This is a genomic window from Kitasatospora sp. NPDC004531, assembly GCF_053602195.1.
This window is the reverse complement of the sequence record NZ_JBSGDD010000108.1, coordinates 1-20,760: the sequence shown is the minus strand read 5'-3', so window position 1 is coordinate 20,760 and position 20,760 is coordinate 1. Positions and strand designations below refer to the sequence as shown.

Here is a 20,760-nt window from a genome sequence, read left to right as displayed (position 1 = left end):
AGTTGGCCGAACGGTCCGGGGTGTCCGTGCACTCGATCAGCATGCTGGAGACCGGTCGTCGGCGGCCGCGGCTGTCCTCGGTGGCGCGGCTGGCCGCCGAGCTCGGCGCGGCGCGCGTGCACGTCGCCGCCGGGGTCAGCGGCTACGCCCGGCGGCGCGAACAGCGGCTGCGCGGCGCGCTCGGCGACCGGTTGCGGGTGCACGAGGGGTCGCTGACGGCCGTGCCGCCCGGCGCGGTGACGCCCGCCGGACGCGACCACTACGCGGTGTTCACCCCCTACCACCGGGCCTGGCAGCAGGTCCGCCGCCGCGCCCCGCTGCCCGCGCCGCGCACCGTCCCCACCCCAACAGGCTTGCACAGCATGGTGGTTGAGCCCGTAGCCCCGACCGCCCGCAGCCTGCCCGAACCGGGCGAGAGCGCCGCCCGCCGGGCCTGGCGGAACTGGCGCGCGGAGCCGTACGAGCGGCTGCACGACGACCTGGCCGCCGACGGCACCTCGCACCTGTCGCCGTACCTGCACTTCGGCTGCCTGTCCGCGAACGAACTGGCCCACCTCGCCGAGCGGCGCGGCGGACCCGGCGCGCAGGCCTTCGTCCGGCAGCTGGTCTGGCGCGACTTCCACCACCAGGTGCTGGCCGCCCGCCCCGCCGCCGCGCACGCCGACTACCGCACCCGCAACGACAGTTGGCGCACCGACGAGGAGGAGTTCACGGCCTGGCGGGAGGGCCGCACCGGGTTCCCGATCATCGACGCCGGGATGCGGCAGCTCGCCGAGACCGGCTGGATGCACAACCGGGCCCGGCTGCTCACCGCGAGCTTCCTGGCCAAGTCGCTGTACCTGGACTGGCGGCTCGGCGCCCGGCACTTCCTCGCCCACCTGGTCGACGGCGACCTGGCGAACAACCAGCTGAACTGGCAGTGGGTGGCCGGCACCGGCACCGACACCCGCCCCAACCGCGTCCTCAACCCCCTTGCCCAGGCCGACCGTTACGACCCGGACGGCGCGTACGTCCGCCGCTGGGTGCCCGAACTCGCCGCGCTGCCCGGCCGGGAGATCCACCGCCCCTGGCGGGCCCGCCACCGCCCGGCCGGCTACCCCGACCCGCTGATCGCCCCCGACAGCACCGGCCACCGGCTGCGGGAGGCCCGCGGCCGGTAGCGACCGGCGGGCCGGGCCGGGCCGGCAGGCGGGGTCGGTAGGTCGGGTCAGTAGGTCGGCACCGCCGCCGGGGTCATCAGCACGAAGTCCGCGCCCGCGCCGTCCACGCACATCGCCATCCGCCCGATGCCGGGCGCGTCCAGCGGCCCCGTCAGCACCTCGCCGCCCCGGGTGCGCACCGTGGCGGCGGCCGCGTCGCAGTCGGAGACCGTGAACACCGGGTGCCAGCACGGCGCGCCCCGGGAGATCGCCAGCTGCTCCGGCGGCACCTGCAGCACGCCGCCGTGCATCCGCTCCCGGGGCTGACCGGCCGGGGTGACGATGTGGTACGTCTGGCCGCCGCCGCCCGGCATCGCCATCTCCTCGCGCTGCCAGCCGAACACCGTTTGGTAGAAGGCCAGCGACGCGGACGCGTCCGGGGTGTACAGCTCCGTCCAGCACAGCGCGCCCGGGTCGTCCGTCGCCTCCAGCCCGCTCGCCCGGCCCGGCGTCCAGGCCGCGAACTGGCCGCCCAGCGGGTCGCTGAACTGCGCCACCGACGCCCAGCCGTCCGCGTCCTGCGGCTCCATCCGCACCGTGCCGCCCGCCCGCAGCACGGAGGCGGCGGTCTCGTGGACGTCCGGGGTGAAGAAGTACAGCATCCACGCCGAACGGGCGCCGCGCTCGGTCAGCAGCCCGATCCCGGCGGCCGTGCGGCCGTCCGACTTCGCGAGCCCGAACGCGCCGCCCGAGCCCTCCATTGGCTCGAACTCCCAGCCCAGCACCGCCCCGTAGAAGTCACCGGCGGCGGACACGTCGGGCGCGCCCAGGTCCAGCCAGCACGGCGAACCGGGCACGAAATCGGTGGTGATCATGGCGGTCTCCCTTCGCCGGGCACTCCCCTCCCAGCCTCGCACCGGCCCCCGCCGCCCGCAGTCCCGGCCAGGGCGACGGGCCGCGGCCCGGGTACCGCCAAGCGGAGGAAATCCTGTGCAGATCGTCGGGTGGAGCATCGAATTCGACCGTCGAACGGATCCTGGCCATGACATTTCGCGGAAATTACTCCCTCTGACCGCGAAATCGTCACTCGGAACAGGGTTCGGGCCGTCGGAATCGGGCAGAGGCCGCATACCCCCCGCGATCCCAGGAGAAAGGCACCAGAGTGGCACTGAGCGTGAGCTACGGGGAGCGATACGGCTGGACGGTCGTCCAGGTCGCCGGCGAGGTGGACATCAGCGGAGTCTCCGCACTGCGCGAACGCCTCCAGCGGCTGGTCACCGAGGGCTGCCTGCGCATGGTGGTGGACATCAGCCGGGTCGACTTCTGCGACTCCACCGGCTTCGCCGTGCTGGTCGCCACCCGTCGCATGCTGTCCTCCCGCGGCGGCCGGCTCCGGCTGGTCCTCCCCGGCCCCGAGACCCACACCCGCAAGATCCTCCAACTCTTCGGCATCCAGCGGATCTTCGACGTCCACGACTCGGTCGACGACGCGCTCGCCGACCTGCGCGAAGCCGTCAGCGGCTCGCTCGGCGGCCCGGCCGTCGGCACCGTCGTCGGCTCCACCGGCGGCGAGGCCAGGGCGAACGCGGACGGCGCCGACGCCGTCCCGCGCCCCCGGGAAGGCAGCCGCGCCGCCGCCGACTGACCCGCCCACCCCGCCCGGCGGGCGACCGGCCGTCGACGGAGACGGTCGCGCCCCGGGCAGGCCACCGGTCCGCGGCGTCGACGGCGACCACCGCACGTCCGCGACGGGCAGGCCGCAGCGTCAACGGCGACGACTGCGGCACCCCACGGCCCCGGCGCCCCGCGTCAGCCCGGAGTGCCGAAATCCTGCGTCCACCAGGGCCCGCCCGCGCCCTGGTGCACTCCCACGCCCAGCTCGGTGAACGCGCAGTTCAGGATGTTCGCCCGGTGGCCCGGGCTGTTCATCCAACTCGCCATCACCGCGGCGGCGTCCTGCTGGCCGCGCGCGATGTTCTCGCCCCAGCCGCTCCACTCGTACCCGGCGGCGTCGATCCGCTCCTGCGGGCCCTCGCCGTCCGGGTTGGTGTGATCGAAGAACGAACGGTTCGCCATGTCGTCCGACTGCACCTGTGCCGCCGTCGCCAGCTGATCGTTCGCCCGCACCAGCCCACAACCCGCCTTCGCCCGCTGGACGTTGACCAAATCCAGCACCTGCTGCCCGAGACTCCCCGCACGCCGGACGGCGGCCTGCGTGGTCGACGCCCGCGCCGACGCCTTCGCGGACGGCGCCGCGGACGGCGAAGCGAACGGCGGCGGCTGCGCGCCCGACGAGGCGGACGCGGAGGCCGAGGCGGACGCGGACGCGGAACGGGACGGCGACGCGGAGCCAGACGGACCGCCGCCGCCCGCCGGAGCGGCCACCGCATCCGCCAACTCCGGTGCGGCCGCAGCCTGTTGACGTTCATCCGGCCCGTCCGCCGGCGAGGACGACTCCGGCAGCCCGACCGCCACCAGCAGCCCCACCGCCACCGCCAGCACCGTGCCGCCCACCAGCACCCGGCCCGAACGCCGACGCGGCGCGGCCCGCCGCCCGCGCCGGGACGCCCCCGCCCGGTGCGAACCTCCACCGCGGCGCGAACCGCCGGCCGAAGCGGCCGCACCCGTCGGCTCCAGCGGCAGCGCGGCGAGGCCGTCCGGCAGCGGAACCATCGCCATCCCCGCCAGCAGACCCTCGGCCGGCACCAGGTCGCGCCGCTGCTCCCCGCACACCGCGCACTCGCGCACATGACGGCCGATCCGCTTGCGCCACAGCGCACTCGGCACGCCGTCCCAGCCCGCCGTCGCCTCCGCCAGCCACGCGCACCCCGGCACCGCCGCCAGCGCCCGCACCACCACCCGGGCCGACTCCAACTGGCCCTTCATCCGCTGCACCCGCACCGCCGCGTGCTGCGGCGACACCTCCAGCGCCGCCGCCAGCTCCGCCCGGGACAGCTCGCCCGCCGCCTCCAGCCACCACAGCGCCAGCAGCTCCCGATCGCCCTCGTCCAGCCAGCGGGTCGCCTCCGCGACCTCCCGCCGCTGCTCCGACAGCCCCAGCCGGACGATGGTCAGCCCCACGAAGTCCGCCGACGGGTCGGCGACCGCCGACGGGTCCGGCACCGCGCCCTCGTCGCCCGCGTCGCGGAAGCGGCGGCGCACCTGGTTCAGCGCGATCGCCACCAGCCAACTGCGGAACCCCGCCGGATCGCGCAGCCCGGACAGCCCGTCCACGGCCCGCAGCATGGTCTCCTGGACCACGTCGTCGGTGTCCGGATGCCCCGACAGCGCGCGGCCCACCACGTTGTACACCAGCGGCAGGTGACCGCCCACCAACTCCGCCACCGCCTGCCGGTCGCCGGCCTGCGCCCGACCGACCAGCGTCGCCACCTGCCCACTGTCCACAGCCCGGACCGTCCTCGTGTTCTCGCGTCGTGCCCTCACACCCGTCGGAGATCCACCGGCGGCCGGCGGATAACGGAAAAGCGGTGAGAGATTTCCCTGAGCCGGGGAAACCGCCGCGACCAGGGCCGGAAGCGACCCTACGGCCTGCGCCGCGAGCCGTGCCAGGAGGGGCAGCCGGGGGCGGCACGACATTCATCCCGCCCGCCCAGACCATTCCCCCGACCGGCGCAGCGGCCCGCCCCCGCGGCGCGCCCCGCCGGCTCCGGGCCCTCCGGCGGCGCAAGGAGAGCATTGCCGGAGGGGTCGGGACTGCCACCACCGCGTCGACCGCGCGCAGGACGGCTTCGGGTGCCCCCGGTGGAGGCGGGTGGGCCGCTTCGGGCGGCCGGATCGGGTCGCAGCCGAGTCCGGCGGTCGCGTGTTGCGTGCATGCGTGGGTCGGACGGCGGTCGGGGTCGCCGATCAGCGCCCTGGCGGGCAGGCCGGTCAGTTCGCCGAGGCGATCGAACACCGATGGGTCGGGCCGCTGGTGGACGTCCTCGCCGGGCCGGGCCGCAGCAGCCGAGCGCAGCTGCACTACGGTCTGCGCGTTCGTACCGGCCGCCGCCCACTCGCGCAGGCCGGACGCGGTCAGGGCCGCGAGGTCGCCGGCCGACAGCAGCCGGTCGTACTCCGAGTCCAACTCGGGCTCGTGCGGCCACGGACAGTCGGGCATGCCCGGGCGAAGCAGCACCAGCGGTGCCACTCGGCCGGGATGCCGCAGCGTGAAGCCGAGCGCCGTCCCGCCGCCCGTGCTGCACCCCACCGGGCGGATTCGGTCGAGCCGGAGGGCGGGCAGTCCCCGGCGGGCCCGGACCACCCGCCGTCCCGGATCCGCGAGTCGTCCGCCCCGGGGCACCGCAGCACCGTCACCGTTGCTGTCCGCCGCCCGCCCCGGACCGCGCCGTCGCCCCGTTCGATGCCAGGGCGGCCGTGCTCGGAGCCGAGCGGGCCCGTGCGCATCCGGGTGCCGGTCAGGTGCCGAGCAGGCGCAGGGAGGCCCAGAGGGCGAGGACGGCGGTGGCGAGGGTGGCCGGGGTGGTGAGGGCACCGAGGCGGGTGAAGGTGCGCAGGCCGCCGTCGTCGATCGCGCGCGCCTGGACGATGCGCCGCCACAGCAGGGTGGCGAGCGAGCCCGCGTACGTCAGGTTGGGGCCGATGTTGACGCCCAGCAGGACGGCCAGCACCGGGCCCGGGCCGGACGGGGCCGCGAGGGGGACGAGCAGCAGCGTGGCGGGCAGGTTGTTGACCAGGTTGGCGAGCAGTGCGGCCAGGCCCGCCAGCGCGAACAGCGCCGGCAGCGAGTCGCCGGCCGGGACGAGCGCGGCCAGCCACTCGGACGGCCCGTTGTCCACGACGGCCTTCACCACCACGCCCAGCGCCAGCACGAACGCCAGGAACGGCAGCGCCGCCGCGCCCACGATCCGCCGGACGTCGGTGCGCCGCGCCGCCAGCGCCCGCACCGCCAGCACCGTCGCGCCCAGCGCCGCCGCCCACGCGGGGGAGACGCCCACCGCGGAGGCGACCACGAAACCGGCCAGCGTGCCCGCCACCGTGAGCAGGGCGAACCGCGGCAGCCGGGGGCGTTCGGCGGGCGCGGGGTGGGCGGCCGGAACGGCGAGGTCGGCGGCGAAGAAGCGGCGCAGCAGCAGGTACTCGACGCCGACCGCGCCCAGCCACGGCAGCGCCATCAGCGCGGTGAACCGCCCGAAGGTCAGGCCGCTGGCGGCGAAGGCGAGCAGATTGGTCAGGTTCGACACCGGCAGCAGCAGCGACGCGGTGTTGGCCAGGTGCCCGCACGCGTACACGTGCGGCCGGGCCCGGACGGCCAGGACGCCCGCCGTCGCCGCCACCACCGGCGTCAGCAGCACCACCGTGGCGTCCAGGCTGAGCACCGCCGTCACCGTCGCCGCCACGCCGAACACCTGCCCCAGCAGCCGCACCGGCCGGCCGCCGGAGGTACTCGCCATCCAGCGGCCGCACGCCTCGAACAGCCCTTCGTCATCGCAGAGTTGGGCCAGCACCAGGACCGCCGCCAGGAACCCCACGACCGGGCCCAGCCGCCCCAGCTCCGCCCACGCCGCCGCCGGCGACACCGCGCCGACCGCCACCAGCAGCGTCGCCGCCGGAACCGCGACCACCGCCTCCGGCCACCCGAAAGGCCGCCGCACCGCGCTCACCAGCACGACGCCCAGCAACCCCAGCGACAGCACCTCGGTGCCCACGGCCGATCCCTCCTGACCTGCGATCTCCCGCCCTCCGGCGGCCGGCCACCCATCCAAGCAGGCGCACCCCGCCACTCGAAGCCGGGCCCCTGATCGGGTAGGACTGACCGACAGTCGGATGTCGATGCAGGAGGAGGAGCCGTGGCGGATCAGCCGGACGGATGGCGCAGGGCACTGGACGCGGGACTCTCGATCGGGTCGGTGGGGTCGTTCCTGTCGATCGGGTCGGCGTACTCGGTGCTGTCGGTCGGGTCGGTGGGCTCTTTCCTGTCGATCGGCAGCGTCGGCTCGGCGCTCTCGGTGCTGTCGGCGGCGTCCTGGCGCAGCGCCGTGTCGGTGATGTCGGCGGAGTCGGCGCTCGCCGTGATGTCCTACCGCTCGGTGGCGGCGGTGCGGGCCGCACACCGGCGGCGCGGCGGCCGCGCCGTCACCCGTACGTGAAAATGGCGTGCGGCCAAGGGAGTTGGGGTGCCATCGTGCCCGGATGACAGCAGCTGCGGCGGTGGAAGGCGTGATGGCGGGGCTCGGCGTGGCCGTGCCGGTCGGTGCGATCGGCGTCCTGCTCCTCCAGGAGGGCCGCCGCGGCTGGGCCCCCGCCGCGGGCGGGGCGACGGCGGTCGCGGCGGTGGACGGCGCGTACGCGGCCCTCGCCGTACTGGCCGGCCCCCGGGTCGCCCAGCTGCTGGCCGGCCACGACAGCGCGGTGCGCGCCGTCTCCGCCCTGCTGCTCGGCGCGATCGCCGTCCACGGCCTGCTCGGCCTGCGCAATACCGCCGAGCCCGCCGACCCGCCGCCGCCCGGCAGCGCCGCCCGGGCCTTCGTCCGCTTCGCCCTCCTCACCCTGGTCAACCCGACCACCGCCCTCTACTTCACCGCCCTCGTCGCCGCCCGGGGCGCCGACGCCCACGCCGGTGCCACCGCCTTCGTCACCGGCGTCTTCCTCGCCTCCCTCGCCTGGCAGCACCTCCTCGCCGCCGCCGGCACCTTCGCCGGCGCCAGACTCGGCCCCCGCGCCCGCCGCACCACCTACGCGGCGGGCTACGGCCTGGTCGCGGCGCTCGCCCTGCGGATGGCGTTCAGCGGCTGAACGCCCGGTTCCGGGTCCGCCCGCTCAGGTTCGGTCGGGCCCTCGGCCAGGCCGCACGTGAACAGGAAGCCCCGCAGGGCGTCGCGCCGGTGCGGCGACGGCTCGGCCTCGGCCAGGAGGGGCACCAGCGGGTCCGTGTCGGTCATCCGGCCAAGGTGTCCGGCCGCTGTGACGTCCCGTAGGGTGCGGCGGGTGATCGGGATTCCGGAGGGCTTTGTGCGGAGCACCGTCGCCAGGGAGGGCGAGGCCGGGCGGGCGTGGATCTCCGAACTGCCCGCGCTGGTGGGGGAGTTGCTGGATCTTTGGGGGTGCAGGCCGGACGGGGCGGTGGGGCACGGGCAGGTCGGCGTGGTGCTGCCGGTGCGGACGGGAGGCGGGGCGGCGGCCGTCCTGAAGGTCTCCTTCCCGCACCCGGGCAACGTGCACGAACCGGACGCGTTCGCGGTCTGGGACGGTCGCGGCGCGGTCCGGCTGCACCGCCGCGACGACGCCCGTTTCGCCATGCTGCTGGAGCGCGCCGACCGCCGCACGCTCGCCGAACACCCCGACGTGGACGCGGCGGTCGCCGTCGCCGGCCGGCTCACCCGGCGACTCGCGGTGCCCGCGCCGCCCGCCCTGCCCCGCCCCGGCCCGCCCCGAAGTCCCGGCGCGCCCGGAGCCCCCGGTGCGGCGGCCGGCGCGGCCACCCCGGCCGCTCCCGGCGCTGCCGCCGGCGCGGCGGCCGGTGCCTCCGGCGCGGGCGGCCAGGCCGGTTCGGCGGCCGCCGTGGTCGGCGTCGGCCAGCACCCGGCGGACGGCCGCGCGGTGGCGGCCCGCCCAGTGACCGGCCCCGTCCCGCCGCCCGGTGGCGGCGGCATCGGCCAGCACGCCCCCGGCGGCCCCGTCCGGCACGACCCGCTGATGCCGGACGCCCGGCGGCCCGCCACGGTCGACGAGTCCGGCGCGCAGCTGCACCAGGCGTCCGCCGCCTGGCTGGTGATGACCGGCGGGCGCGGCGGCGGCCCGGTGCGGCCCGGCTCCGTCGAGCAGGCGGTGCGGACCCTCGCCGACAGCCGCCCGTACGGGCTGCCCGGCGGGCTCGGCCCGGTCGACCCCGCGCACCAGGCCGAGGTGGTGCGCCGCACCCCCGCGCCCCACCCGGACCCGATGGTCGGCGAGTGGATCGAGGTCCTCAACGGCGGCGGCCCGACCGAGAGCGGACGCGCCAACAACTGCGTGGACGTCGCCCTGTCGGCCGTCGACACCTCCGGCACCGCCCCCACCTGCGCCGCGCCCCGCCTGCCCGACGGCCCGGCCGGCGAGCGCGGCGGCCGCGACCGCGCCGAACTCGAACTCGGCACCCGCTTCCTCGACCTCGGCGACGGCGACGAGGCCCACGGCAAGCTCGGCCAGGCCCTGCTCGCGCACGGCACCGGCACCCGTGCGGTGCTGCTCACCGTCGACGCCTTCGGCCGCTCGCACACCTGGAACGCCGTCAACCACAAGGGCGTGCTCAGCTACCTCGACCACCAGACCGGCTACGCCGCGCCGACCCCGCTCTACCCGGCCGACCACGGCCTGTGGGCGATCGCCGTGGACGCCGCCGACCGGCCGATCGACCTGTCCGCGCCGCTGCCCGTCACCGTCGCCGTCCCGGCCGCGGCGCCCGCCGCCGCGCCGGAGCCGGAGCCGGAGCCGGTGCCGGCCACGGTCGGCGCCCCCGCCGAGGAACCGGCCGTGGCGGCCGGGCCGGTGGCAGCGCCGCCGCGCTCCCGTCTCACCATCCACCGCACCACCGGGAGCACCAGCCGATGATCACCCGTGAACAGGCCCTCGCCACCGCCCACCGCTGGGTCAACGGCGACCTCCCGCAGGAGGGTTCACGGCCTGTCAGGTGCCACGAGTTCGACCTCGGCTGGGTGCTCTGGCCGGAGCCCGCGCCGATCCTCACCGACCCGCTCACCGGGGCGCGCCGCGCCCCCGAGGAGATCGGCGCGGCCTGCGCCGTGGTCGACCGGGTCAGCGGCGAGCTCACCGTCTTCCCGTCCGTCCCGGTGCCCGAGGTGGAGCGGCTCTACCGCGACCGCCTCGGCGCCGGCAGCCACAACCCGGCGCTGCCGCCGGTCACCGGCCCCGGCACCCGCGCCGCACTCAGCTACCGGGACGACAAGGGCGTCACCCGGTCGCTGACCGTGCACTCCGCGCACGGCCACCCGCACCCCGCGCTGCGCGCCTGGCAGCAGCTGTCCGCGCAGGGCGTCGCCCTCGACGACCTGGTCGCGCTCCGCACCGACCTGCGGCTGTCGATGCTCCCCGGCGGCTACTGGGAGCACGTCATCGCGGCCCGGCTGCCCGGCGTCCGGATCGAGTTCGAGCAGCCGTACGGGCCGCGCCACGACCACCGGGCGGCCGCCGTCCGGGCCCTGGTCGCCCGGACCCGCCGGCCCTACAACCGGGTGCCGTTCCCGCTCGCCGTGCCGCCCGCCCAGCCCGAGGACGACAACGGCCTGCGCAAGCGGCTGGCCGGGCTGTTCGGCGAGGACGGCGTGCACCGCTTCGAGCAGGCCGAGGTGCTCGCCGCCGACCTGCCCGAGCCCGCCGCCCGCGCCCTCCAGGGCATCGGCCTGCCCCGCGCCGCCGCCGGCTTCTTCACCCTGCACCGCCCCGAGAGCGACGGCATCGCCGAACAGGCCGCCCCCGTGCTGCCCGACCTCGCCGAACACCTCGGGGCGCTCGGCCGGGGCCGCCGCGCCACCGCCGCCGCCCGCGCCGCGCTGCTCGGCCAGCGGCTGATCGGCACCGACGGCTGGGCGCTGTTCACCGTCGACACCGCCCAGGGCCGGATCCGCGCCGTCGACCCCGACACCTGCGAAGCCCGCTACTGCAACACCGACCTGACCGCCTTCACCCGCTGCCTCGCCCTGCTCGCCGAGCGCTACCCGCGCCTGCGCGACCTGCCGCCCGAGCAGGCCGGCCCCGCCGTCGCCGAGTTCCAGTGGGCGCTGGCCGCCCTCGACCGGACCGCCCTGCGCGACCCGGAGAACTGGTGGGCGGTCATCGTCGAGCAGCTCTGGGACGGGCTGCTGTAACCCTGGCGGTCACCGGTTTGGGCTAGGTTGGACGGTCATGCGACTCGGTGTGCTCGACGTAGGCTCCAACACCGTCCACTTCCTCGTGGTGGACGCCCACCCCGGCGCGGCCCCCCTGCCCGCCTACTCGCACAAGGCGGACCTGCGGCTCGCCGAGCTGCTCGACGCCGACGGGGCGATCAGCCCGGTCGGCGTCGAACGGCTGGTCTCCATGGTCGCCTCCTCGCTGCGGGTCGCCGAGGACAAGGGCGTCGTCGACCTGCTGCCGTTCGCCACCTCCGCCGTCCGGGAGGCCAGCAACGGCGAGGAGGTGCTGCGCCGGGTCGAGGACGAGACCGGCGTCGCGCTCACCGTGCTGTCCGGGCAGGACGAGGCCCGGCTGACCTTCCTCGCCGTCCGCCGCTGGTTCGGCTGGTCCTCCGGGCGGCTGCTCAACCTGGACATCGGCGGCGGCTCCCTGGAGATCGCCTGCGGGCTCGACGAGCAGCCCGACGTCGCCACCTCGCTGCCGCTCGGCGCCGGCCGCCTCACCTCCCGCCTCCCCGGCGACGTCGCCGACCCCGGCGACCTGCGCGAACTGCGGCGGCACATCCGCGCCGAGATCGCCGGCGCGGTCGGCGACATCGCCCGCCTCGGCGCGCCCGACCACTCGGTGGCCACCTCCAAGACCTTCAAGCAGCTCGCCCGGATGACCGGCGCCGCCCCCGAGGGCGCGGGCGTCCGCGTCCCCCGCAAGCTCACCCGGGCCGGCCTCTCCGCCTGGCTGCCCCGGCTCGCCGCGATGACGCCCGCCGAACGCGCCCGCATCCCCGGCGTCTCCCTCGGCCGCGCCCGCCAGCTGCTGGCCGGCGCGCTGGTCGCCGACGCCGCGATGGACCTGTTCGGCCTGGAGGAGTTGGACATCTGCCCGTGGGCGCTGCGCGAGGGGATCATCCTGCGCCGCCTCGACACCATGGACGGGCAGGACAGCCGGGTCGCAATCGAAGCGTGACCAGGCGGCGGGCGACAACTCCCCTTTGTCCCTAGGGGATTTCGTGTGCGAGCGGTTAAGCTCCCGGTGGTTTTCAGGGGAACGCTCGCCGGGGGGTCGCAATGTCCGTGCCGCTTCGTACCGACCATCGGAGAGGACGGCGCCGCGTTGCCGTGATCGCCAGGCCGCTGGCGGTCGCGCTGCTGGCGTCGCTGGCCCTGCTGCTGCCGGGCAGCGGCCCGCAGTCGGCGGTGGCCGCGTCCGGGACGGCTCCGGCGCCCGGTGCGCTGCCCGCCGTCCGGCCCCCGGCGCCCGGTGCGCTGCCCGCCGTCCGGCCCCCGGCGCCCGGCGCGCCGCCCGCCGTCCAGGCACCGACGCCCGGCGCCACGCCGTCCGCCGCCTCCGGCTCGGCCCCGTCCGGCTCGTCCGCCGTCTCGGCGGCCACGCCCGCCGCCGCGCCGACCTCCGGCGGGCTGCCCAGGCCGAGCCGCCCGCCGCGGCCGATCTCGGTTCCCACCGGCCCGCCCGGCCCGAACAGCCCGTGCCCGACCGCGCTGACGCCCCAGGTGCTGCTGCAGTGCGGCGCCTTCCCGAACACGCCGACGCTGTTCAAGCTCGACGTGGCGGCGGACCACGACCTGGTGATCGTCCAGGTGGCGGGCGCGCTGTACGGCATGATGCCGCGGCTGTTCGCCCCGGACGGTACCGAGGTGAAGTGCGACGCCTCGGCCGACACCTACAGCTACGGCCCGGTCCGGTGCGCGACGAACACCGCCGGCACGTACACGCTGCGGCTGTTCAACTACGGCACCAAGGTGCTGCCCATCTCGCTGTCGTACCTGCCGGTGGTCTCCGCGCAGAAGTGTGTGACCGTGGGCGCCGCCGACCGCTCGCTGGGCACCCCCACCATCTACAAGGGCACCGTGCCGCCCGGCATGGCGGGCGACTGCTACGCGACCGACTTCGTCCCCGGTGACATGCTGCGGCAGCTCAGCACCGACCTGTCCTGGAGCGTCTTCGACGGCACCGGCAAGGACGTCTGCGGCCCCGGCGCCAGGAACGCGACGGACTGCCGGCTGACCGGCACCGCCCCCTACCGGGTGGTCGTCCAGTACGGCTCGGGCGAGGAGCGGAGCTACCACCTGGGCCTGTCGCGGCTGTCGCGGCCGGAGGGCTGCCCGGTGGTCGAGCCGCAGGCCTTCGGGGCGGACGTCGACCTGACGGACTTCACCCGCTGCCGGATCCTGCGGGTGCCCGCCGACGGGCACTACATGTTCCGGGGCACCCACGACACCGGCAACACCGGCGGCACCCTGTACCGGTCCGACCTCAGCACCCTCTGCCCGTCGGGCGAGTGCGACCTCACCGCCGGCGACTACCTGTTCACCAACCCGCCGAGCGAGTTCGAGCGCTCGTACGCGATGATCTTCCGCGCGGCCGCCGAGACCCGCGGCTGCACTACCGGCCGGGACGACCAGATGGCCTCCGGCGCGCCCGTCGAGACCTTCGAGTCGGCCGGCAAGGACATCTGCCGCACCCTGCCGACCGCGTCCGGCCAGGCCCTCTACGTGCTGAACGGGACGACCAACGGCAACACGGCGCGCTACCGCGTGTTGGACGCCGCCGGCGCCGAGCAGTGCCATGGCTTGACTACGGCCGACACCTACCAGGTGTGCCGGCTGACCGGCACCGCCCCGTTCCGGCTGACGGCGGAGGCCCAGGGCCCGTTCGACTACCGTCTGCTGGTGCAGCGGGTCGGCGAGACCGCCGGCTGCACGCCGTGGGGCCTCGCCGAGTACGGCACCGGCAGCGGCCTGCGCACCGGCCTGACCGGGAAGCCGGCCGACGGCGCGCTGGAGGCCTGCTTCAGCGTCCCGGCCGACCACCCGGCCACCGAGCTGATCGGCTTCCGGCTGGAAGGGGTGGTTTACGGCGCCAACCTGCACCTGGTCGACCCGTCGGGCAACGAGTTCTGTGCAGTCTGGGCGGGCAACCCGACCGCATGCCGACCGCCGGTCGGCACTCCCTACACCGCCGTGCTGACCGACGACTTCACCCTGGGCGAGTACACGGTCGTCCGCCGCGACGCCACCCTGTCCGCGAGCTGCGACCTGCCCGTCTCCTCGGGCCGGGTCGACGCCCCGTCCGCCGTGATCCCCTTCGAGAGCACCATCGACGTGCACTGCACCGCGTTCACCGCGGACCGCGCCGACCTGCTCCAGGTGAGCACACACGCCGCCACCAGTTGGCCGAACGGCGTGATCAACGTACTGGACGCCGACGGCAAGTCGCTCTGCCGCCCGTGGGTCACCGACTGCCGGGTCACCGGCTCGACCCGGTACCTCGCGGTGGCGACCTCCCCGTCCCTGGACCGCCGAGAGCCCTCGAGTCGCTTGGACGTCTGGCGACTGGCCACCGCCGCGGGCTGGGCGCCCGAGTGCGCCGCCCACCCGATCTCCGCCGACGGCTTCGACCAGCGCAGCGGAGTGCTGAGCGACGACAATCTGCTGTACTGCGCGGTGCTGGAGATGAAGTTCGGCCAGAAGGTGGACATCACCACCGCCACCGATGACTTCGTCAACCGGCCCCGGCTGACCCTGGCCGGCCGGGAGAACTGGGCCGACAGCGACACCGCCTACAAGTGCACCCAGGACGACGCGAGCACGGGCACCAACACCGTTTGTACCTACATCGGCACCACCACTGGGCACGCCGTGCTGCTGCTCAGCCCGGGCCGGGCGCACCTCCCGCTGGCCTACACGCTGCAGGGCGCCCGACCGGGCACCGGCACCCAGCGCTCCGGCGTCCCGACGTCGGTCAGCCCGGCCGTGCTGCCCGCCGGCGGCCTGGCCGAGCTGACCGTCCACGGCACCGGGCTCAGCCTCAACACGCAGTTCTCGCTGTCCGGCCGCATCCCTCCGTGCGGGGCGCTGGCGTGGCGGCCGCTGCGGGTGAACGCGGACGGCACCGAGCTGGTCGTCCGGCTCGATCTCGGCAGCGCCTGCACGGGTGCCGACGGCGTCTACGACCTGCTGATCGACGGCGCCCCCCACCAGGACGGCGTCCCCTCGCCCGGCTACCTGCCCAAGGCGCTGAAGGTGATCGCCTAGCTCCCGAGTGCCGCATCGCACACCGATCGGCACTCCGACGGGGCCGCGCCTTGCGCTTAACCTGGTTCGCGTGGCGGATTCAGCGGACCAGCGAAAGCCGAGGCGCGGCCCCCTGCCGTTGAAGGCGGCACGGGCCGCCCGCGCCGCACGCCGGAAACTGGAGCGCCCGCCGCTGCTGCGCACCACCGACCGGCTGGTGCTGCCGCCGCACCCGGCGCTGCACGTGCCGGACACGAAGATCGCGCTGTCCACCGCGTCCGTGTACCCGTCGACCACCGAGACCGCGTTCGAACTGGCCTCCCGGCTCGGCTACGACGGCGTCGAGGTGATGGTCTGGAACGACCCGGTCAGCCAGGACGTGGAGGCGCTGCGCCGGCTCTCCGACACGTACGAGGTGCCGATCCTCGCCGTGCACGCCCCCTGCCTGCTGATCACCCAGCGGGTGTGGAGCACCGACCCGTGGACCAAGCTGGTGCGGGCCCGCCGGGCCGCCGAGCGGCTCGGCGCGGACACCGTCGTCGTGCACCCGCCGTTCCGCTGGCAGCGGCAGTACGCCAAGGAGTTCGTCGCGGGCATCGACCGGATGGCGGGGGAGACCCCGATCCGGTTCGCGGTGGAGAACATGTACCCGTGGCGCTACCGGGATCGCGAAATGCTGGCGTACGCGCCCGGCTGGGACGTCACCGAGGAGGAGTACCGGCACTTCACCGTCGACCTGTCGCACGCGGCGACCTCCCGGCTGGACGCGCTGGAACTCGCCGACCGGATGGGCTCCCGGCTGGCGCACGTGCACCTTGCGGACGGCTCCGGCTCCGGCAAGGACGAGCACCTGATCCCCGGGCGCGGCAAGCAGCCGTGCGCGGAACTGCTGGAGCGCCTCGCCCGCACCGGGTTCGACGGGCACGTCGTGCTGGAGGTCAACACCCGCAAGTCCGGCTCCCCGGCCGACCGGGAGGCCGACCTCGCGGAGGCGCTGGCCTTCACCCGGCTGCACCTGGCGGCCGTCCGCACCGACGCCGAGCTTCGGTAGAAGGGCGGACAGGCCGGCGGGTCCGCGCCTACAGTCAGGTCCATGATCATTCGAACGGTGGGCCCGGCATGATCGGCCCCGACACCCACGTCCGGCTGGCCCGCCCGACCCAGGACCTCGCCGCCGCCGAACGCTTCTACGTCCAGGGCCTCGGCCTGTCCGTGCTCTGGCGCACCACCGAGCGGATCTCCGGCGAGCACGACCTGCTGATGCTCGGATTCCCGGGCGGCAACTGGCACTTCGAACTCGCCGTCGACCCCGAGCACCCCGTCGAACCGGCCCCGACCGTCGAGGACCTGTTCGTGCTGTACCTGGGCGGGCCCGTGGACGACGCCCTGGTCGAGCGCCTGGTCGCCGCGGGCGGCCGCCGGGTGCCCGCCCACAACCCCTACTGGGACGAGCACGGCGTGACGGTGCAGGACCCCGACGGGTACGGCCTGGTGCTGTGCTCCCGCAGCTGGGGAGGGCCGGCCGGTGAGTGACCACCACGCCCACGCGAGCTCCTTCGGCCCGGTCGCCGCCCAGTACCAGGCGGCCCGGCCCTCGTACCCGCCCGCGCTCCTCGACGAACTGGAACGGCTCTCCGGCCGCCCGCTGCACGGCGCGGACGTGCTCGACGTCGGCGCCGGCACCGGCATCGCCACCCGGCTGCTCGCCGGACGCGGCGCCCGGGTGGTGGCCGTCGAACCCAGCGACGGCATGGCCGCCGTGCTCCGCGAGGTCAGCCCCGAACTGCCCGTGGTCAAGGCCGGCGGCGACCAACTGCCGTTCCACGACGCCTCGGTGGACCTCGTCACCTACGCCCAGGCGTTCCACTGGACCGACCCCGAGCGCTCCATCCCGGAGGCCCTGCGGGTGCTCCGCCCGGGCGGGTCGCTGGCGCTCTGGTGGAACGTCAAGGACTACGCGACGCCCTGGCTGGCCGCCCACCAGGAACGGATGGCGGCCACCCTGCCCGGCTACCACTACTACGGCGGAGTGATCGCCGGCGCCGAGAAGTTGACCGAGGCCGGACTGGACGTCCGCGCGGCCACCGTGCGCTGGGAGCGCCGGGTGACGGTCGACCAGGTCATCACCGACCTGACCTCCCGCTCGTACGTCGCCGTGCTCCCCCCGGAGCAGCGCGCCCCGATCCTGGCCGTCGAACGCGAGGCGCTGCTCGCCGAGTTCCCCGACGGCCGGCTGGTCGAGCCCTACCGGCTCGACCTGTACGTCGCCCCGAAGCCGTAACCGCCGCCCGCCGCCCGCGCTGACCGCATCGCGGACACCTGGTCCGGAACCGGTCGGCGCGGGCGTAGGCTCGACGAACCCCAGAAAAGTCCCGAAGGAGCGGCTCCGATGCCCCAGCTGAGGTCCAACACGGTCACCCAAGGTCGCAACATGGCGGGCGCGCGCGCCCTTCTGCGCGCCGCGGGCGTAGCCCGCGAGGACTTCGGCAAGCCGATCATCGCGGTCGCCAACTCCTTCACCGAGTTCGTCCCCGGCCACACCCACCTGCAGCCCGTCGGCCGGATCGTCTCCGAGGCCATCAAGCAGGCCGGCGGCATCCCCCGCGAGTTCAACACCATCGCGGTCGACGACGGCATCGCCATGGGCCACAACGGCATGCTCTACTCGCTGCCCTCGCGCGACCTGATCGCCGACTCGGTCGAGTACATGGTCAACGCGCACTGCGCGGACGCCCTGATCTGCATCTCCAACTGCGACAAGATCACCCCCGGCATGCTGATGGCCGCGCTGCGCCTCAACATCCCCACCGTGTTCGTCTCCGGCGGCCCGATGGAGGCCGGCCAGGCCACCCTGGTCGACGGCACCGTCCGCAAGCTCGACCTGGTCGACGCCATCTCCCAGGCGGTGAACGAGAACGTCTCCGACGCGGACATCTCGATCATCGAGGAGAACGCCTGCCCGACCTGCGGCTCCTGCTCCGGCATGTTCACCGCCAACTCGATGAACTGCCTGACCGAGGCCATCGGCCTCTCGCTGCCCGGCAACGGCTCGGTGCTGGCCACCCACACCGCCCGCCGCGCCCTGTACGAGCAGGCCGGCCGCACCGTCGTCGAGATCACCAACCGCTACTACGGCGGCGACGACGCCTCCGTGCTGCCGCGCAACATCGCCACCCGCGCCGCGTTCGAGAACGCCATGGCGCTGGACATCGCGATGGGCGGCTCCACCAACACGATCCTGCACCTGCTGGCCGCCGCCCAGGAGGCCAAGGTCGACTTCGACATGCGGGCCATCGACGCCATCTCGCGCAAGGTGCCCTGCCTGTCCAAGGTCGCCCCCAACGGCAAGTACTACATGGAGGACGTGCACCGGGCCGGCGGCATCCCCGCCATCCTCGGCGAGCTGTACCGCGGCGGGCTGCTCAACGAGGAGGTGCACACCGTGCACTCCGACTCCCTCGACGAGTGGCTCAAGACCTGGGACGTGCGCGGCGGTTCGCCCTCCGACGAGGCCGTCGAACTGTGGCACGCCGCCCCCGGCTGCGTCCGCTCCGCCGAGGCGTTCAGCCAGTCCGAGCGCTGGGACACCCTCGACACCGACGCCGCCGCCGGCTGCATCCGCAGCGTCGAGCACGCCTACTCCGTTGAGGGCGGCCTCGCCGTGCTGTACGGCAACATCGCCGAGGACGGCTGCGTGGTGAAGACCGCCGGCGTGGACGAGTCGATCTGGCGTTTCCGCGGCAAGGCCGTGGTCTGCGAGTCCCAGGACGAGGCGGTGGAGAAGATCCTCGCCAAGCAGGTCGCCGAGGGCGACGTGGTGGTCATCCGCTACGAAGGCCCCAAGGGCGGCCCCGGCATGCAGGAAATGCTCTACCCGACCTCCTTCCTGAAGGGCCGCGGCCTCGGCAAGGCCTGCGCGCTGATCACCGACGGCCGCTTCTCCGGCGGCACCTCCGGCCTGTCCATCGGCCACATCTCCCCGGAGGCGGCCTCCGGCGGCGCCATCGCCCTGGTCGAGGACGGCGACCCGATCACCATCGACATCCCCGCCCGCACCATCAACCTCGACGTCTCCTTCGAGGAACTCCACGAGCGCCGCCTCAAGCTGGAGGACGGCAACGGCTACCGCCCCAAGACCCGCGACCGGCAGGTCTCGGCCGCCCTCAAGGCGTACGCGGCGATGGCCACCTCCGCCGACAAGGGCGCCGTCCGGGACGTCTCCAAGCTCGGCTGAGACCCAGCGCGGCACCCGGGGACGGGCCGCACCGCGTGGCGATAATCGGACCCGTGACGACCACCACCACCGGCGACGCGCCCGCCCCCGAGCCGATCCGCTTCTTCGGCACCACCTGGACCGACCGCGGCCGCGCCTACTGGCTGCGCCGTGTCCTGGTCTCACTCGGCGCCCTGGCGGCCACCGCCGCCGGGGCGCTGCTGCTGCGCCTGGGCGTCTCCGGCGTCCGGATCTCCGGCGCCGCCCCGCTCACCGTGCTGCTGACGCTCGCCATCGGTGTCTGCACCGCCATGGCCGGCCTGCGCAACTGGAAGATCCTCACCGAGGGCCGGGACTCGCTCACCGGCTGGATGGCCGAGCAGAACTCGCTGGCCGGCGTCTGGCTGGTCGGCTTCACCGGCGCCCTCGCCGCCTACTTCCTGCGCAGCCTGGTCGAGGCCCCCGGCGAGGGCCTCAAGCGCGCCGTCCACGACCAGCAGACCGCCGGCTGGCAGCGCCGCCGGGCCGCCCGGGCCGAACGCGACGCCCGCAAGGCGAACCGGCGACGCCCCTGAGGAACCGTCAACTACGGCTGGTGGGGCCGCAGTTGCCCTTCTCGTTCAGCGGCCGGTGCCAGTCGTACGGATCCGCGGTCGGACCGCCGGACGGCGCGGCGCTCCCGTCGCCCCGGTCGGCGCGGAACGACGGCCGCAGGTAGCCGCCGGTGAAGCCGCAGAGCGTGTTGGCCCGCTCGGTGCTCGAACTCAGCACCGACACCCTGTCCTGCTTCACCTGGAAGCGCGCCGGGTCGGCGAACCGGAAGTCGATCCTGCGGCGGACGATCTCCCGCTCCACCTCGACCTGCCCCGGCTCGACCTGCCCCGGCTCGACCTGTCCTGGCTCGTCCTGTCCCGGCTCGTCCTGGATCCAGGCGACCGACTTGGGGCCGCCGCCTCCGCCACTGCCGCCGGTCGGCCGCGGGCCGGGGGCGGAGGGCGACGCGGAGGGCGAGGCCTTGCCGACCTGCGGGCCCGGCTTGAGCGCGTAGACGAAGGTGACGTCGGCGTGCACCAGCAGGCCCTGTTCGCCGTCGCCCTCGAAGGTGATCAGGCCCTGCGCCTTCACCTGGTCGGTCACCGGCACCGCCCACGCCGGATCGAAGCGGCTCACCCGGTCCGAGGGGTCGCGCTCCTCGCTCGGGTGGGCCAGGTCGGCGGCCAGGCGGTCACCGGTCTCCCGGTCCACCAGGTCGATCGCGGCCTGCGGGTAGCCGCCCGCCAGCACCTTCGGGTCCAGGTTGGTCGCCACCAGGTAGGACTTCGCCAACTCCAGGTTCCTGGCCACCTGTTCGGGGCCGAACACCCCGACGGCAGTGGCCTGCGGCAGCACCAGCGCGTCCGCGCCGGCCGGCCACGCCTCGGCGGGCGAACCCGCCCACGGCCGCTCCACCGTCGCCGTCCCCGGCACCACGGCCGGCGGCGTGCTGCTCGGCGCGGCCGGCGCACCTCCTGGTCGGCGGCACGTC

General features: G+C 75.1%; 16 protein-coding genes and 1 pseudogene. 13 read left to right on the top strand and 4 right to left on the bottom strand.

Annotation, left to right across the window (positions count from 1 at the left end; genetic code table 11):
• On the top strand, window positions 1-1,160 hold a 1,160-nt coding region (locus ACWEMJ_RS29870; protein WP_452140239.1), incomplete at its 5' end, for an FAD-binding domain-containing protein.
• Window positions 1,161-1,207: 47 nt separating this feature from the next.
• On the opposite strand, the gene ACWEMJ_RS29865 is transcribed toward ACWEMJ_RS29870, so the two are convergent.
• Window positions 1,208-2,014, bottom strand: a complete 807-nt coding sequence (locus ACWEMJ_RS29865) for a VOC family protein (protein ID WP_452140238.1) — start codon at window positions 2,012-2,014, stop codon at window positions 1,208-1,210.
• Between the two features lie 287 nt (window positions 2,015-2,301).
• On the opposite strand from ACWEMJ_RS29865, the gene ACWEMJ_RS29860 reads away from it, so the two are divergent.
• Window positions 2,302-2,784 carry an STAS domain-containing protein gene (locus tag ACWEMJ_RS29860; RefSeq protein ID WP_452140237.1) on the top strand — a complete coding sequence of 161 codons (483 nt, stop codon included), beginning with the start codon at window positions 2,302-2,304 and terminating at the stop codon, window positions 2,782-2,784.
• Window positions 2,785-2,948: 164 nt separating this feature from the next.
• On the opposite strand, the gene ACWEMJ_RS29855 is transcribed toward ACWEMJ_RS29860, so the two are convergent.
• Together ACWEMJ_RS29855 and ACWEMJ_RS29850 are read right to left on the bottom strand one after the other, a co-directional pair.
• Window positions 2,949-4,544 carry a sigma-70 family RNA polymerase sigma factor gene (locus ACWEMJ_RS29855; RefSeq protein WP_452140236.1) on the bottom strand — a complete coding sequence of 532 codons (1,596 nt, stop codon included), beginning with the start codon at window positions 4,542-4,544 and terminating at the stop codon, window positions 2,949-2,951.
• A gap of 1,013 nt (window positions 4,545-5,557) precedes the next feature.
• Window positions 5,558-6,808, bottom strand: a complete 1,251-nt coding sequence (locus ACWEMJ_RS29850; RefSeq protein ID WP_452140235.1) for an SLC13 family permease — start codon at window positions 6,806-6,808, stop codon at window positions 5,558-5,560.
• A gap of 141 nt (window positions 6,809-6,949) precedes the next feature.
• Between ACWEMJ_RS29850 and ACWEMJ_RS29845 the strand changes: the two genes are divergently transcribed.
• The 11 genes from ACWEMJ_RS29845 to ACWEMJ_RS29795 all read left to right on the top strand — a co-directional run bounded on the left by ACWEMJ_RS29845 (window position 6,950) and on the right by ACWEMJ_RS29795 (window position 19,810).
• Window positions 6,950-7,249 carry a hypothetical protein gene (locus ACWEMJ_RS29845; protein WP_452140234.1) on the top strand — a complete coding sequence of 100 codons (300 nt, stop codon included), beginning with the start codon at window positions 6,950-6,952 and terminating at the stop codon, window positions 7,247-7,249.
• Between the two features lie 43 nt (window positions 7,250-7,292).
• Window positions 7,293-7,895, top strand: coding sequence for a LysE family transporter (locus ACWEMJ_RS29840; RefSeq protein WP_452140233.1), 603 nt, complete (start codon window positions 7,293-7,295; stop codon window positions 7,893-7,895).
• Between the two features lie 192 nt (window positions 7,896-8,087).
• Window positions 8,088-9,689, top strand: a complete 1,602-nt coding sequence (locus ACWEMJ_RS29835; protein WP_452140232.1) for a toxin glutamine deamidase domain-containing protein — start codon at window positions 8,088-8,090, stop codon at window positions 9,687-9,689.
• Entirely contained in the window at window positions 9,686-10,963 is a 1,278-nt protein-coding gene (locus tag ACWEMJ_RS29830) for an SUKH-4 family immunity protein (RefSeq protein WP_452140231.1), read from the top strand. Before ACWEMJ_RS29835 ends, ACWEMJ_RS29830 begins: the two co-directional genes overlap by 4 nt.
• A gap of 37 nt (window positions 10,964-11,000) precedes the next feature.
• Window positions 11,001-11,954, top strand: coding sequence for a Ppx/GppA phosphatase family protein (locus ACWEMJ_RS29825; RefSeq protein WP_452140230.1), 954 nt, complete (start codon window positions 11,001-11,003; stop codon window positions 11,952-11,954).
• Between the two features lie 152 nt (window positions 11,955-12,106).
• A complete protein-coding gene (locus ACWEMJ_RS29820; RefSeq protein WP_452140229.1) occupies window positions 12,107-15,043 on the top strand; it encodes a hypothetical protein in 2,937 nt (978 codons plus the stop codon).
• A gap of 217 nt (window positions 15,044-15,260) precedes the next feature.
• Complete coding sequence (locus ACWEMJ_RS29815; RefSeq protein ID WP_452140240.1) at window positions 15,261-16,073, top strand: sugar phosphate isomerase/epimerase family protein; 813 nt, start codon at window positions 15,261-15,263, stop codon at window positions 16,071-16,073.
• 68 nt (window positions 16,074-16,141) lie between these two features.
• Window positions 16,142-16,555, top strand: coding sequence for a VOC family protein (locus ACWEMJ_RS29810; RefSeq protein ID WP_452140228.1), 414 nt, complete (start codon window positions 16,142-16,144; stop codon window positions 16,553-16,555).
• Window positions 16,548-17,303 (top strand): methyltransferase domain-containing protein, encoded by a 756-nt coding sequence (locus ACWEMJ_RS29805; protein WP_452140227.1) that lies wholly within the window; start codon window positions 16,548-16,550, stop codon window positions 17,301-17,303. Before ACWEMJ_RS29810 ends, ACWEMJ_RS29805 begins: the two co-directional genes overlap by 8 nt.
• A 108-nt stretch (window positions 17,304-17,411) precedes the next feature.
• Entirely contained in the window at window positions 17,412-19,256 is a 1,845-nt protein-coding gene (gene ilvD / locus ACWEMJ_RS29800) for a dihydroxy-acid dehydratase (protein WP_452140226.1), read from the top strand.
• 53 nt (window positions 19,257-19,309) lie between these two features.
• Window positions 19,310-19,810, top strand: a complete 501-nt coding sequence (locus tag ACWEMJ_RS29795; protein WP_452140225.1) for a hypothetical protein — start codon at window positions 19,310-19,312, stop codon at window positions 19,808-19,810.
• A 7-nt stretch (window positions 19,811-19,817) separates the two neighbouring features.
• On the opposite strand, the pseudogene ACWEMJ_RS29790 reads toward ACWEMJ_RS29795, so the two are convergent.
• A pseudogene (locus tag ACWEMJ_RS29790) lies at window positions 19,818-20,760 on the bottom strand (hypothetical protein); the annotation flags it as partial.